This window comes from Glutamicibacter arilaitensis, from assembly GCF_044793945.1.
In the GTDB taxonomy this organism is placed as follows: Bacteria; Actinomycetota; Actinomycetes; order Actinomycetales; family Micrococcaceae; genus Glutamicibacter; species Glutamicibacter arilaitensis_B.
The window spans coordinates 1,948,176-1,960,744 of record NZ_CP084994.1; the positions used below are offsets into that span (position 1 = coordinate 1,948,176).

The 12,569-nt window shown below is 59.2% G+C and carries 18 protein-coding genes and 2 tRNA genes; 3 read left to right on the forward strand and 17 right to left on the reverse strand.

Annotated elements, in window-relative coordinates:
• The first annotated feature begins 12 nt into the window (after positions 1-12).
• Entirely contained in the window at positions 13-270 is a 258-nt protein-coding gene (locus tag LG294_RS08990; RefSeq protein WP_404291547.1) for a hypothetical protein, read from the forward strand.
• An 80-nt stretch (positions 271-350) separates the two neighbouring features.
• Here the strand turns inward: LG294_RS08990 and LG294_RS08995 are convergent, their stop codons facing one another.
• From LG294_RS08995 to LG294_RS09020, 6 genes are all read right to left on the reverse strand, one after another.
• Positions 351-1,004 carry a hypothetical protein gene (locus LG294_RS08995; protein WP_404291549.1) on the reverse strand — a complete coding sequence of 218 codons (654 nt, stop codon included), beginning with the start codon at positions 1,002-1,004 and terminating at the stop codon, positions 351-353.
• A 29-nt stretch (positions 1,005-1,033) separates the two neighbouring features.
• Positions 1,034-1,252: a hypothetical protein gene (locus LG294_RS09000; RefSeq protein WP_404291551.1), complete on the reverse strand. Its 219-nt coding sequence runs from the start codon at positions 1,250-1,252 to the stop codon at positions 1,034-1,036.
• 89 nt (positions 1,253-1,341) lie between these two features.
• Positions 1,342-1,860: a hypothetical protein gene (locus LG294_RS09005; protein WP_404291553.1), complete on the reverse strand. Its 519-nt coding sequence runs from the start codon at positions 1,858-1,860 to the stop codon at positions 1,342-1,344.
• Between the two features lie 2 nt (positions 1,861-1,862).
• Positions 1,863-2,081 (reverse strand): hypothetical protein, encoded by a 219-nt coding sequence (locus LG294_RS09010; RefSeq protein WP_404291555.1) that lies wholly within the window; start codon positions 2,079-2,081, stop codon positions 1,863-1,865.
• Between the two features lie 13 nt (positions 2,082-2,094).
• A complete protein-coding gene (locus LG294_RS09015) occupies positions 2,095-2,517 on the reverse strand; it encodes a hypothetical protein (RefSeq protein WP_404291557.1) in 423 nt (140 codons plus the stop codon).
• Positions 2,518-2,883, reverse strand: a complete 366-nt coding sequence (locus tag LG294_RS09020) for an HK97-gp10 family putative phage morphogenesis protein (RefSeq protein ID WP_404291559.1) — start codon at positions 2,881-2,883, stop codon at positions 2,518-2,520. It lies immediately after the preceding gene.
• 30 nt (positions 2,884-2,913) lie between these two features.
• Here LG294_RS09020 and LG294_RS09025 point away from each other — a divergent pair, with 30 nt between their 5' ends.
• Positions 2,914-3,105: a hypothetical protein gene (locus LG294_RS09025; RefSeq protein ID WP_404291561.1), complete on the forward strand. Its 192-nt coding sequence runs from the start codon at positions 2,914-2,916 to the stop codon at positions 3,103-3,105.
• Here LG294_RS09025 and LG294_RS09030 read toward each other — a convergent pair.
• From LG294_RS09030 to terL, 8 genes are all read right to left on the reverse strand, one after another.
• Complete coding sequence (locus LG294_RS09030; protein ID WP_404291563.1) at positions 3,102-3,536, reverse strand: DUF6093 family protein; 435 nt, start codon at positions 3,534-3,536, stop codon at positions 3,102-3,104. The two genes, LG294_RS09025 and LG294_RS09030, sit on opposite strands and share 4 nt — an antisense overlap.
• Positions 3,521-3,892 (reverse strand): hypothetical protein, encoded by a 372-nt coding sequence (locus LG294_RS09035; protein ID WP_404291565.1) that lies wholly within the window; start codon positions 3,890-3,892, stop codon positions 3,521-3,523. The genes LG294_RS09030 and LG294_RS09035 overlap by 16 nt, the downstream gene beginning before the upstream one ends.
• Before the next feature lie 35 nt (positions 3,893-3,927).
• Positions 3,928-5,010: a hypothetical protein gene (locus LG294_RS09040; RefSeq protein WP_404291567.1), complete on the reverse strand. Its 1,083-nt coding sequence runs from the start codon at positions 5,008-5,010 to the stop codon at positions 3,928-3,930.
• Between the two features lie 17 nt (positions 5,011-5,027).
• Positions 5,028-5,372, reverse strand: a complete 345-nt coding sequence (locus LG294_RS09045) for a capsid cement protein (RefSeq protein ID WP_404291569.1) — start codon at positions 5,370-5,372, stop codon at positions 5,028-5,030.
• 12 nt (positions 5,373-5,384) lie between these two features.
• Complete coding sequence (locus LG294_RS09050) at positions 5,385-6,560, reverse strand: hypothetical protein (RefSeq protein ID WP_404291571.1); 1,176 nt, start codon at positions 6,558-6,560, stop codon at positions 5,385-5,387.
• Positions 6,561-6,732: 172 nt separating this feature from the next.
• Complete coding sequence (locus LG294_RS09055) at positions 6,733-7,785, reverse strand: phage minor head protein (protein WP_404291573.1); 1,053 nt, start codon at positions 7,783-7,785, stop codon at positions 6,733-6,735.
• A gap of 13 nt (positions 7,786-7,798) precedes the next feature.
• The gene (locus LG294_RS09060; RefSeq protein WP_404291575.1) at positions 7,799-9,196 is read right to left on the reverse strand and encodes a hypothetical protein; all 1,398 of its coding nucleotides are present in this window, start codon (positions 9,194-9,196) and stop codon (positions 7,799-7,801) included.
• A 129-nt stretch (positions 9,197-9,325) separates the two neighbouring features.
• On the reverse strand, positions 9,326-10,792 hold the full coding sequence (gene terL / locus LG294_RS09065) for a phage terminase large subunit (protein WP_404291577.1): 1,467 nt from the start codon (positions 10,790-10,792) through the stop codon (positions 9,326-9,328).
• Between the two features lie 140 nt (positions 10,793-10,932).
• On the opposite strand from terL, the gene LG294_RS09070 reads away from it, so the two are divergent.
• Entirely contained in the window at positions 10,933-11,103 is a 171-nt protein-coding gene (locus LG294_RS09070) for a hypothetical protein (RefSeq protein WP_404291579.1), read from the forward strand.
• A gap of 261 nt (positions 11,104-11,364) precedes the next feature.
• On the opposite strand, the gene LG294_RS09075 is transcribed toward LG294_RS09070, so the two are convergent.
• From LG294_RS09075 to LG294_RS09085, 3 genes are all read right to left on the reverse strand, one after another.
• Positions 11,365-11,436, reverse strand: a tRNA-Gln gene (locus LG294_RS09075).
• A 56-nt stretch (positions 11,437-11,492) separates the two neighbouring features.
• Positions 11,493-11,563 (reverse strand) — tRNA-Met (locus LG294_RS09080).
• A gap of 339 nt (positions 11,564-11,902) precedes the next feature.
• Positions 11,903-12,514: a hypothetical protein gene (locus LG294_RS09085; protein ID WP_404291581.1), complete on the reverse strand. Its 612-nt coding sequence runs from the start codon at positions 12,512-12,514 to the stop codon at positions 11,903-11,905.
• Positions 12,515-12,569 lie beyond the last annotated feature (55 nt).

Below are 12,569 nucleotides of genomic sequence, written 5' to 3' on the forward strand. Positions count from 1 at the left end.
TGCCTGTCCGACGTGAGTGTCTTTCAGGTAGATCTTTTGTCCCGGCCACGTGTTGCGGTGCTTGTTGGATGTGAACGTTTCGAGTTCTTCACAGACGTGGCAGATCGCGTCGTCGTGGACTTCGAACCTGCCGACGTTGTTGTCACCGCGGGTGACGTGTGCGGGCAGCCCACAACCACTGCATATGGTTTTCAGGTATTTCGTGTATGCGATCTGCATGATTTTGTCTTGGTCGCAGTACTTCCCGTCGTCTTCGCGTACGCCCAGTAGTACGGTGACGGGTATGCGGCAGTCCCGCGCTGTTTCCACCAGGTCGAGCAGGTGGGTCCAGCGCGGGGTTCCGAGGGCATCTACGATTTTGGGACGGTCACCACTGGAATATCTTGGGTAGCACGTGCGGAAGCGTCGGCAAGTAGGCGCATTTGCGCTTCGCCGAGTTTCTCGTACAGGGTGCGGGTCTGGTCGAGGGTGAGGTCGACAAGCGTGCCCTTGTTCATGATGGAGGTTGATTGCGCGATCATGCGTAGGCGTAGTTCGCGTTCAATGACCTTCTTGGTGAACTCGTTTACCCCCAGGCGGACGGATGCGTTCACGTCGGCAGGGTTTTTGATTTCCATGCGTGCAGCGGATTTGAGCGCTTCACGCTTTCCGAGTTCCGCGGCCTTGTCGATTTCCTTGGAGCATTCGGTGAGTACTGCTTCGCGGATCGCATCAATTTCGCTGTTGTTCAGTGAGGTGACGCGGAAGATTTTCTTGGATGCGTGGATGCGCATTTTTAGCGCGTCGATTTCCGCATCAAGTGCGGCATTCGGGTTGTTGTTTCCGCCCAGTGCTTCGTCGCCTTCGGGCTCGGTATCGACGGGTACGCGTTGTGCGTTGAGAGCATCGATCTCGGCGATGAGGTCGAAGCGTGCGTAGAGGTTGACGTTGTGGACGGTGCGTTCGCCCATGGCCAGCCACTCGTCGAGGTCGAGTTCGCTGTTTGGTTCGATGTTCTCTGACACGGTTTGACTCCTGATGTTTAGTGGGGTGGTTACTTGACTTTGAGGGTGTAGCAACGGCGGTCGAAGCCTTCGAATGCTTCGTTGATGATCCGGGCGCCGTTCTCGTCGCGCACGTATTCGATGACGCGGATCCGGTCTGCTGTCATGTTGATCGACACGGTGTTCTCTGGGTTCAATCCCAGCGCTTCAACAGCTGCTTTGAGCTGGTCGCGGGTTACAGTGCCTTCGTAGTGGCGTTTCTCAGCCATGGTTGACTCCTAATGTTTGGGGTGACTCCAAGCTGGTTTAGAGTCCGGGCGGGGCGGGAGTCAAGCACCCCGCCCGGACTGGTCTTTGGTTACGCTGCAGCGACTACAGCTCGGGCGGTGAAGCCCTGGGGGGCGAAGCTCTGGTTGAACTTCTCATAGCCCGCAGTGGCCGGCGACAGCGGACGCGGTGACAGGGTGAGTACCTGCATGACAGATACCTCGTCACCGGTGGTGATTGGGACATCGGACGGGTCTTCACCATCAGCGACCTGACCGATGCGTTCCACTAGGAACCCGCCAATGCCCTTGTCGGTGAACGTAGTCCACGCAATATCTTCGACATCGTCTTTGAAGCGGAACATGTCGAAACCTGCTTCGACGGTGTCCATGCCGGGTGCGCCAGCTTCGATGTCGTCGCAAGGCGATGGGTCAACGACGATAGCGGTACCGGTGATGCCGAATTGGTAGTTGGCAACGGTGACGAGGCAGGTCAGCTGTACACCGGCTGTAACCTCGGCTGCGGTCGGTGACTTGCGATTGGCGATGGTTGGCACCCACCACAGTGCGCGGTTGTTGGTGTTGAGCATCTTTGGACCAGTGGGGGCCATGGTTACTTACCTACTCTCGAGGATGGGGCTTCGGCAAGGTTTGGGAATCGTCCGTCCAGCCATGTTTCGGGTACTGGTCGGCGGACTACCTGACCGGTGGTCTTGTCGTAGACCCGCACTTTCTTGCGTGGGTCGTACGTGCGTTCTGGTCGTACTGGTTCGGTGATTCGGGCTACCACCGCGGGGGTGGCTGGCTCGGTAACCGGTTTGGGGGTTGCCACGGCGTGGCCTCCTTTAGTTGGTGGTGACCCGCCATTGAAGTGGCAGGTAGAACCGGGCCGGGGTGACCTGGTTGTCTGGGAGGGGCACGGCGACCCGGAAGCCGTCGGTGTCTGGTTTCAACGGGTGGTTGCCGATGCGCGTGTTTGTCAGGGCGGCCTGAACCATTTCCGCGCATATGCGGGAGTGCCCGGGGGTGGGGCCGACGCAGTTCGTTTGGGGTGCGTAGTCGTGCACGAGGGTGTCTGTTTTGCCGGTGAGGTCGGGGTCGCCAATGTCGGCGGTGATACCGGAGAAAACTAGGACGTATGGGAGGACATATCCTGCACCGTCTGTAGGGAGCTTCGCGGGGATGGTGCCGTCGTAGATTCGGCCGCCCAGTGCGGTGATTGCTTTCAGAGTGGCCATGAGTTCAGCATGGAATTGTGATGCGCTCATTTATGAATCCATTGCTTTCTCGATGATCTCCGCCATAGCCGCCATGAACGCCGCCCCGTGCTGTTCCGCTGCCGGGCCCATGAATGGTTGGGCTGGCATAACGCTGGTGCCGAATTCCAAATATTGGGCGTAGTTTGCCGATGCGCGCACCTCAGCTGAGGGGGAATCTTGGGTGACGTTGCGCAGGTCGCTTGTTGTGATCGAATTCTTCAAGTTGCCTGTATCCACGGGGGCGAGGGTCTTCGCAGACTTCTCGATATCCTTCGCAGTTTTCTTCACCACGACCTTCGCCATCGCCCCGGTGCGCTTTGACACGTTGCCCAGATTTTTGCCCAGGGTGAGGAATTCTGATGCGTCAAAGCTCATAAGATCCGCCCCGTTCGGTAGGCTTCGGGCATGACTGAAAAACAGGTAAAGCCCGTGAAGTTGACCCGTGCTGCATTCTTCTTCGCTGTACTGGCCGTGCTCGGCTTCATTGCTGGGACTATGGCGCCGATCTGGTCAGTTTTCGGCGGTGTGTTCGCAGTGTTGGCGGTGCTGATTTTGCTCTTATGGTGGATCAACAAACGCAACGGCAGGAACGTCTAAGGGTTTTGTTGGGTTTGGTTTTCCCATGCGATGAAGTCGTGCGCCCAGAGCAGTGAACCGGTCATCCGCTGTTTCAGGATGTACTCAACACCGCCACTGGTGATCAGGTCGCCGCGCTCCCCCACGTAAAGCTTCGGGAGCGGGTTCGCTTCCAAATATGGGAGCTGAATAAGGTATTGGCGGGTTTCGGTTGGTTGCCCTGCAGCGTCACCGGACTGTTCACGCTTCAACTCTTGGACCCGGCACTGGCCAGCCCAAACTAGTTCTCGCGGTGTCCAACCTTCGACCGGTGGGAAAGGCGCTGGGCCTTCGGTGACGCGCTCTACAACGCAGGTCGCGGTCATGCCACCTGCTGCCACTGGGCGGTGGTGTTCAGCCCACCCTTGCGGGATGATCCGGGTTCCGGGGAACGGCATTACAGCACCCGCCATTCCTCAGCTTCTAACCGGCCACCGCCGGGCTCGATGATTTCAAAGACACCACCGAGATCAGGGTCTTCATCATCAGCCTGCCCGCGAAGCCCGCCGGCGAGCTTGCGGAGCGCTTCCGCTACCGCTGGACCGTCGGATGTTAAGTCTTGTGTGCGGATCTTCTTCGACACCAAAACTTCGCTTACTGCGATAGCTTCCAGTGCGTCGGCTGCTGCACGCTTCACAGCCCACCGCGAACCGTCCGCCCAACCCTGCAGTTCCAGATAGGTTTGCAAGGTCTGGTCGTCGATCAAAGGTGGAGTGGCCATGTCTGCGATCAGCACACGAACCTGTCGTATTGGTATTTCGTAGTCCATGACCACCCCTCCTAGGATTGATTTACTGCGTGTGCTTAGGCGGCACCCTTGGACGCGTAAACGCCCGTGGTGAAGCCCTTGTCGATGCCGTACACGTCACGGCCACGGAACCAGATGCTGTCGTCGTTGAACGAGCCAGCATCTACAGGCACTGCTCCACCGCCTGGGCGTTCGCCCTGATCACGCTTGACACGGATGTCGACGTTTTCCTCACCAGAAAGCAGGGTGCGGATGATCGACGGCAGATCCGAGGAACCTGCAGGAACCAGTGCCCAGCCGGTGGACTGCGCTGCGCCGAGACGCTTGCCAACAGCGCGGGATTCCAGCGGGGTCACAACGCCCTTGAATGGGTTCTGCACGCGGGTCTTGGTGACCTTTGAACCGTCAGTGACCTGCATTTCCAGTTCGTACGCGTTCAGGACACGTAGAACCTCGGAGCGCATGCCGGACGAGTGGATCAGGACGAGGTTGGACACGTCCACCAGATCGCCGCGGTGGTCTACGACCTGTGAGAGCGACTTGATCGCAGCATCCAGCGCGTCAGCGCTAAACACCACAGTGGCGACGGTGCCGAAGAACTCGGTGCTCCAGTTGCCGGTAGCGGAGTCGACCAGCAGGTCGGCGACACGGCTGTTCTGGCCCTTGATGGAACCGTTACCGAGCGCTGCGGGGAAGTTCGCGAGTGCGGTGAACTGGCGGGAACGGCGAAGCTCCCACGACAGGCCGTAAGACTTACCGTTCTTGCCGGCACCGTGAGTCAGTTCGGTTTCGCTGAGCGAACCGGACTTGTACTCTTCCAGCTGCTTGACTGGTTCGAACTCGTCGGCGCCCCACAGGTCAATCAGCTTGTGACGGTTGAAGTCGTCAACAGTGATGTTGGTGAGGATCGGCTCGAATTCCTTGACCGCTGCTTTCTGTGCGGCGATAGCCTTCTTGGTGAAAGCGTCACCCAGAAGGATTGGGAAGTCGTCGGTGCTGAATGCTTCGAGCAGGCGTGCTTGTGCGAATACGTCTGCGCCGGTGCGTCCGGTGCCGAACAGTTTGGCGGCTTCGTGTACGCGTTCGTCGTGGGACGATGCGCGGCGGAAGCCTTCCTTTGCAATGTCATGAATAGTCATGGTGTTGACTTCCTTTCTTAGGCGGTTGCGCCGGCGGTGTAGCCGAGCGGCACGACCTCAACGGGTGCGGTGCCGGTGGTCTTGGTGGCCAGCGCTACGCCCCATGGGGTATTGCCGGTTCCGGCGGCGGTGAGTGCGCCTGCGGAGGTGATGAACACTGGCAGGCCTTCGCTGGCCAGTGCGCCGGCTACTGGGATGTTCCAAGAGCCGTCTAGCCAGATGGTGACCTTCTCGCCGCTCAGCGCGTCGATCTGTGCAACACCGCTGATCTGGCCAACCTGTACCGGGTCGCCGGACTTGATGTCCTTGGGAGCGGTGACCGCGATGTGTAGGGCGTTGGTGTAACGCTGATTCTTTGCCATGGTGGAGCCTCCTTAGAGTGCGTTGATGATGTCGTCGTCGGTGATGGTCTTCGACTCGGACACATTGCCGTTGCCTAGTCCGCGTGGGGTGCCTGCGCCCTGGTCGGCTGCAGTTTTGGCGGCGGCTTCGGTGACTTCGGTGCGGAACGCGTCTGCGTCGAAGTCCTCAGCCGTTGCTACGGACTCAGCGAGGCGGGTGTAGAGCGCGGGTGCGTCCTTGCCGAAGGCTTCGGTGACGATGCCCTTGGCCTTGTCGATGCGGTTCGCGGTGGCTTCCTTGGCGCGGTCTGCGGCCTCGGTTGCTCGTGCTTCCTTCTCGGCTTTCAGTTCTGCTTCCAGCGCGGTGGCCCGGCTGGCGGACTCGCGCAGGTCGGCGAGTTCCTTGTCATCAATGGTTGCCATGGTGGCTTCCTCCTGATTTTCGGTTACCCCAGCCGGGACCGGCGGGGAGATTACGGGGTCGTATTCGACGCGTCGGCGCACCTCAACAGGTTCACCGGAGAGGGTGACGTTCACACCGGTCAGTGAGTACTGCTGCCGGTACGTCTTTCGGGAAGTTTCGAAGTAAACGAACGTGTCATCGTGGTCTTCCAAGTACGCCCACGTGTTTTCGTTGGCGTGCGCGTCACGCACTGCAGCAGATAGCCACATGCGAATGTCGTCCGCTGTGGTTTCTTTGACGATGGAACGCGATTCGATGACGCGGGCGGCTTCGAGCACGGCTTCGATCTTTCCTCCACGGCCAGCAACGGTGACGAGGTCTGTCCTGTTGAAAGGGTTGGGGATAATGCGTTCCACAACTTTCTGACCGGATTCGTTCACACTGATATCGGCGCTTGCGCTGATGCTCGCCCCGATGTGTTCGTGGAAGTCGTCAACGAGGTCACGCCATGCAGACGCAACTTTCGCTTCGGCTTGAAGTGCGCCGCCTTCGCCGATGTAAGCGTCCTCTTCCAGCACGATTGCGAGGTTCCGTAGGGATCCTTCGGGACGTTCGAAGCGTTCGGTGTCCGTGTCGTGGTCGATCATGCCCAACGTTCCACGAGGGAAAGCACGCTCAGCGGCTGCTGTGGCCAGCACGTCGGGTTTGTAGTCGCCGCTTGAGCCTTGGCCGGGGCTTATGAGGGTGAGCAGGATACGTCCGGGCCCACGCCGGGTGGCTGTTGCCGCCTCGCGGATCTTTGCCATGGTGTGTCTCCTAGAATGGGAAATTATGGGGTTAGACAACAGGAACGACGCGCCGGGTGAACCGGGTGCTTGCCCGGGGCATGAATGGAAAGTCCATGGCGTGTATCTGCGGAACACGGGTGCGTCGATGGCTATCGTCTGCAAGTGGTGCGGAACGATTCAGTACGAACCGTCACCCACCGACGGGCTGTAGATCCTTCACCGGTGTTGCCACGTAGGAGTCCCGCCAATCAGGCGCGGTGCGTTTGGTGGCTAAAGCGTCCCAGCTGATTTCGCCGTCTGCGAGTAGTTGTTTACGGGTTGGGCCCATAATTGCGAGTTGACTGTCTTCGGTGAGTCCGTCGTACCAGGCGCGTGCGTCCGGGAACGTGTCGGCCGGTTCAGTGACGGTGGTAAAGCCGAGTTCCGACCAAGTTTTGGTGACGTCGATGCGGGCGCAACGGCATTGCGGGTGACCTTCGGGGCCGAACTCGTCAACCTCAAACAAAGTGCCGTGCTTGGCCAAACAAGCCGGGCAGGTGCGCCGGTCAAGGGTGCACTGCCATTTCCAGCCGGTCAGCAGATCCTTGTTCTGCTTCGCGGAGGCGAGCGACCCATTACGGTGCGCATCCAGCATCTCAGTCCGGGCGATACGCTCGGCACGTGCCAGCCCACCATTGAACTGGCCCTCGGTGCGGCGCATAATCTTCCGGGCAACCTCACGCGGGTTATCCCCCACGACGATCCCGCGGATCAGTTCTTTCCGCATCGCGGCCACCGTCCAACCTGCCAACGGTTTCGTGGCCGAATGGATTTGCTGGGTGATGCGGGAGACGATCGCGTCCAACGCATCCGGTGCCGGCGCGTCCAGATCGAAACTCACGCCAGCAATGTTCGGTGGTAGTTGGGTGCGGAGGATAGCTTCATGCGAGGCGACCGCGTCCAGCAGCACATCCGAGAGGTCATTGGTCAGCAATTCGTTTGCGTCCCGTGTGAGCTCATTCAGCGTGGCGCGGGTCTGGCGTAGTGCGGATTGTAGGCGCCGGTTTCGTGCGACTACTGCACGGGTTACCCGGCCTTCCGCACCCTGCAGCAACTCCAGTATCGCCTCGTTGAACAGCGGGCCGAGGGCGTCCCACGCGGTAACCCACGCTCGGGTGAGTTCGATGACCTGGTCATCGGTCATGCGTTGGAGTCGTCGGCGGGCGTCGGCGGCTGCGCGCAGGGTTTCATCTGTCACAGCCACCGACAATCACCACCTATTCGCCTTGCCCGTCACGGAACGCGTCCGCCGCAGCTTGCCCAGCAGCAACTAGCGGATCAAGGAAGTTGCCTTCTTCGTCCGTGAGTTCTTCGAGCCACTCGTCAACGTCACTGACACCCAATGCACGCATGATCAGCTCTGCTAGAAGCAACGGCGGAACATGCCCGTCAGCCTTTTCCAAAGCGTCCATCATCGTTTTCGGATCGATTTTCGAGATGTCTGGGAACACTATGGTCAGCGTCCGGTCGTCCTCATTGGGCAACTGGGTTAGCAACCTGTCACCGTCGCGCACCGTGGTGCCACGCAAAGGGCCACGCGGTGCGATGATCGCCTGGTCGATGATGTAACCGAGGATCTGCCGGCGGGTCTCACGCCACACGTCCTGCCGAGTAAGCATGGTCAGCTCGGTTGGCTTGTCCAATGTCTCTGCGACAGCGCGTGCGCCAGTCTGCCCCGGATCCGCTAACAACATGGTGACCGGGATACCCAGCGCGGTGGCGACCATGGCAGCCAACGGTTTCGCTGAGTTGGAGTCGATGGTGGCGCCGGTCTTCGGGATAGCTTCGAGCTTCGTGTCGTCCGTCGCGTTGACCGAACCGCCCGGCATCATGCCAGCAACTTTTTCAAGCTCACGGCGACCCTGCGCTGCAGTACGCTTTCCGCCCTTGCCGACGCGCTGCCAAACGATCTTTGACAGGGCGTTCATCATGATCGCCCACGCTTCAAGGAATTCCTTGTAACCGCGTGCCCAAGGCAACGCACTATATGCGTCGCCGATGCCGTACTGCCAGCCAGTCAAAGCGTTCACCTTGACGTGGTAGATCGGTGCATCCCAGATGATGTCGTGCTCACCGAACCGCTTGGAACGGATCAGTGGCCGGTAATCGTATCGGGGATGGTAGGTGGTGACTTCATGCTCATTACCGGAGGCGTCGCGTCGGTTCCATACTCGCTTGTAGTAGCGGACGGAGAGGGAATCTTCGGGGTCGGTGATCTGCTCCTGAATTTCTTCAAACGGCAGAACACGTGGCTTCACACGCCCAGTCAAAGGGTTGGTGAATAGTGCGAAGAACACGTTGCCGTCAGTACCTAAAGCAAGCTCGTTACGGGCTTGTGCTTGTGAACCGGCGAATACTTCCCGTACTTCGGGGTCATCTAACCACGCCTGCACGAGCTCGTTCACGCTCTCACCGGTGGCTGTGGTGCCAACACCCTGCCCGAAAACGTACGCTGCACGCAACTCCAAGCCACGCTTGATCAGCGGGTTGGCGATAGCGAACACACGGCACAACTCAGCGTTGCGTCGGCGTGCTTCCGGGGTGAGTTCTCGTTGCCCGTCCTGCAAGATCCGTTCCCAACCAACATCCTCACGAGCCAAAGCCAACTGAGCCATCGACTCAGACAGCGTCTCAACCTGGTGCTGCAAAGTATCAACAGTGCCAACAGGGACAGTTTCAGTGGTGCCAGATTCACTCGCGAATCCTAGCCAAGAGCGAAACCCCACGGGCGGCACCTCAATTCTTTAGTATGGCGACAAGTAATAGCCCTGCTCGTCGACGATGTCGTAATCATCCGGCTGCACAACATCGTCTTCGCCGCCGTCAATCCTGTGCAGGAGCAACTGGTTCACGGCTTGGGACATGGTGTCCAGCTGGTCATCGTTCGCACCTGCAGGGAATGAAAGGGCTTCTTGGGTGAAGTTCTCCACCCAAGGGCACAAGCTCGTTGCTGGTAGGACGATGTTCTTGGAGAACGCTAGCGGTGAGACAGCGGAGACGCGAGCGTACTTCGAGCCGACTGGTTCGACGGGGATCAGCCCGATAATGGTTTTCTGCAACGCGTTCATTACCGCGGGCCCGTTGGCTTTGTCTTCCACGAGTTTCGCGGTTGCTTCGGGCCACTTAGCTGTGAGTGCTGTGATCGCTTCGCAGGTTTCGTTGAAGTTCATCCGCCGGCGCACCTGGTCTAGCAGGTACGCGACGTTGCCGACTCGCAACCAGACTTGGCCGACAACATAGTCTGAGGTGTTCTCACCTTTGAAGGCGAGGTCCCAGGACTGTATGAGTTCGTGGTCTTCGCGGTCGATGCCGGGTATTGTGTGCCGGCCGTCGGGGTGTTCGATCCATAGTGGCTGTTCGTAGCGTGCCCACTCTGTTGGCAGGACTCCACCGTCGTCCAAGGTTGGGTTGCCCTGGTAGAGGGACTGCCACACTTTGGGACCGACCGCGACTCGGATCTGTTCCCACTGCAACGGTGTGCGTTGGCGGGCGGAGTCGAGGAACTCCCCCGGTTTGCGGCCGAGCGGGTCGTTCTCCGTCGCTTCGGCAGGAATGTTGAGGACTGTCCAGCGGTCTGCGTCTTCACCGGCCATGAGACGGCCAGCGAGGTCGTCAGCGTGCCAGCGGGTGAGGACTAGGACTACGGGTGCGCCGGGTGCGAGGCGGGTCATGCCGACTGACTGCCAGAACCCCCACGCTTGCTCTCGATACGTTTTCGAGTAAGCCTGCTCAAGGTTCGATATGGGGTCGTCAATGAACAGTGCGTCAACGGGGCGACCGGTCAATCCGCCACGGATACCGACAGCGCGGACACCGCCCTTGGCTGCGTCGAGCTTCCAACGCCGTGCAGCACCGTTGTCCCTTGCGACTCGTAGGCCGAGGTCGAGGGTTTCGTCTTCGCCGTTGTTCGACGAGATATGGTTTCGGATGTTCCTGCCGAACTCGTCAGCCAAATCTTGGGCGTAGGACACGATAGCTATACGCCGGTCACGGTTGCGGGTGAGGAACCACAGCGGACCAATCGTAGTCACGCGGGTGGACTTCCCTTCCTGCGGTGGCAGGTTGATGATCAGGCGGTCAATCTCGCCGGATTCAACCTTCACCAGGTACTCGTCGATCAGATCCAACGCGGGAGTCTGAATGGTCGTCGGTTCGATAGCCTTCGCGAGCTGGCCGGGAGTCAACCAATCGTGCGTTGGGGCTTCGAACATTCGCGCAGCGTATTCCGCCCAATCAAATGCGGCGGACACGATGCACCTCCGTTTCGTTGAGCATAAACGTCGGTGGGTAGCCTTATGCTCACAGACAACGGCCCAAACTCGTGGGTCGTGATTTGACAAGGACACATTAAATGCAGAAATTCGACATCATAAACAACTCTGAGCGCGTAATCCGAACGGTTGAAGCGACTAATTACCGTTTGGTTGATGGGTATTTCAACTTCAAGAAAGGCGACAGGCTTGTCCTGTCGATTTCATCCGGCGCGGTTTCCATCATCGAAGAGGTCACAGATGGATCGTAGTTGACGGCGGTTAGTATCCGCGTGTGTTTCGCATGAGCCGTGCGCCATCGCTCCGCTAGGTGCGGTGGCGCACGTGCACTGCGTCTTGTTGTGTTGTCGGCTCGTTGGCCGCCGTCAAGTTTGTGGGGCCAGTTTGTTGCCCCGACTGGTGGCGGGCCCGTGTTCATGGTCGGTGGCTAGAGCTCCCACGGTTGGAGCGGTCTCCGACTTTCAGCAAGTGTTTGTGCGGTTGCCTGGGTTCCAGTCAAAACAACCGCATCGTTCCCCGCCAAGGATTTGAACCTCGACTGCCAGATCCAAAATCTGGTGTGCTGCCAATTGCACAAGCAGGGATTGCCGTATGACTGCTACGGCTTGACTGAGCCAATATTTCGTTTCCTTGGACGGAGTGGCAACGCGTGGACTCGAACCACGTTCACCCGCTTATGAGACGGGCGCTCTACCAATGAGCTACAGTGCCGAAGCCCCTTTTCAATTAGGTAGGGGCCACACCTTGCCCCACGCTCCTACGGGAGGTCTGGGGCTTTGTGCGATGCCCGGGAATCGAACCCGGTTGCCATGATGACCCTTGCCTGCTTTCGCTGCTGCATCGCTCCCCGCCTCGTGTGCGGGGCTATACGGTTGTGCGTGCAATTTGGTGCCGGTCTTGGTAGTTAGCTTCACGCCTATGGGGGTTCGTGGCTCTACTCTCGGCTGCTCATGTCGATAAGATTTCCCAATTTGCTGCGCAGATCGTTTCGCTAGTTACAGTTCTTCGATCTTGGCTCTTAGCCTAGGTGCAAAATGGGTGGTTTTGCAACTACTGAGTGCGTGTGTTGCGTTTGGCGCTTGCTTTTTGTTGCATGACTTGGATTACTTCGGCTGGTGTGTGGCCCTCCTGGCGGGTGTTGGTGTCGCATCGTGGGTGGAGCTTTCCGCGTTTGGCCCATGATTTGGCGGTGTTGTAGTTGATTGGGTAGCCGGCGGCTTTCAAGGCGCGGACGATGACGGAGAGCGGCGCGACGTGGTGCCAGGCTTGGGCGATGCGGTCGGTGATGCGCTGCGTTGCGTCGTGTTCGCGGTGGCAGGTGTCGCATCGGCCTGTGGTTTGGGTTTCGTGGCCTTGGATGGTGCCGGCGCATTTGGTGACGGTGCCTTGCTCGTCGAGGTCTAGCGCCCCGCACTCCCCCAATGGACGCTTCACGAGCGGTCGGTCGGCCGCCGAGAGTACACGTCGTTCAAGGTCACGCAGCTCTAGGTAGATATCCCCCACGTATTCACGCTTACGCATCGTCGCGGCCATGGCGCGCAGGTACTCGGCAGCGGGAAGCGACTTAGCAAAGATCCGAGGATTGCTCGGTTCCTCCTGCTGGTTCACCCAGTCCGCCAACTGCATCAACCGCTGCTCAAACTCACCAAGACGCTCCGACATATCCAAATTCACGGGTATCTTCGGCGCCGAAGTCCCAGCAGAACCAACACGAGGC

Excerpts from the sequence above, each read along its gene's own strand:
- LG294_RS09000 (WP_404291551.1), bottom strand. The coding sequence starts at position 1,252 with ATGGCTGAGAAACGCCACTACGAAGGCACTGTAACCCGCGACCAGCTC.
- LG294_RS09005 (WP_404291553.1), bottom strand. The coding sequence starts at position 1,860 with ATGGCCCCCACTGGTCCAAAGATGCTCAACACCAACAACCGCGCACTG.
- LG294_RS09015 (WP_404291557.1), bottom strand. The coding sequence starts at position 2,517 with ATGAGCGCATCACAATTCCATGCTGAACTCATGGCCACTCTGAAAGCA.
- LG294_RS09020 (WP_404291559.1), bottom strand. The coding sequence starts at position 2,883 with ATGAGCTTTGACGCATCAGAATTCCTCACCCTGGGCAAAAATCTGGGC.
- LG294_RS09025 (WP_404291561.1), top strand. The coding sequence starts at position 2,914 with ATGACTGAAAAACAGGTAAAGCCCGTGAAGTTGACCCGTGCTGCATTC.
- LG294_RS09030 (WP_404291563.1), bottom strand. The coding sequence starts at position 3,536 with ATGGCGGGTGCTGTAATGCCGTTCCCCGGAACCCGGATCATCCCGCAA.
- LG294_RS09035 (WP_404291565.1), bottom strand. The coding sequence starts at position 3,892 with ATGGACTACGAAATACCAATACGACAGGTTCGTGTGCTGATCGCAGAC.
- LG294_RS09040 (WP_404291567.1), bottom strand. The coding sequence starts at position 5,010 with ATGACTATTCATGACATTGCAAAGGAAGGCTTCCGCCGCGCATCGTCC.
- LG294_RS09045 (WP_404291569.1), bottom strand. The coding sequence starts at position 5,372 with ATGGCAAAGAATCAGCGTTACACCAACGCCCTACACATCGCGGTCACC.
- LG294_RS09050 (WP_404291571.1), bottom strand. The coding sequence starts at position 6,560 with ATGGCAAAGATCCGCGAGGCGGCAACAGCCACCCGGCGTGGGCCCGGA.
- LG294_RS09060 (WP_404291575.1), bottom strand. The coding sequence starts at position 9,196 with ATGGCTCAGTTGGCTTTGGCTCGTGAGGATGTTGGTTGGGAACGGATC.
- terL (WP_404291577.1), bottom strand. The coding sequence starts at position 10,792 with ATGTTCGAAGCCCCAACGCACGATTGGTTGACTCCCGGCCAGCTCGCG.
- LG294_RS09070 (WP_404291579.1), top strand. The coding sequence starts at position 10,933 with ATGCAGAAATTCGACATCATAAACAACTCTGAGCGCGTAATCCGAACG.
- LG294_RS09085 (WP_404291581.1), bottom strand. The coding sequence starts at position 12,514 with ATGTCGGAGCGTCTTGGTGAGTTTGAGCAGCGGTTGATGCAGTTGGCG.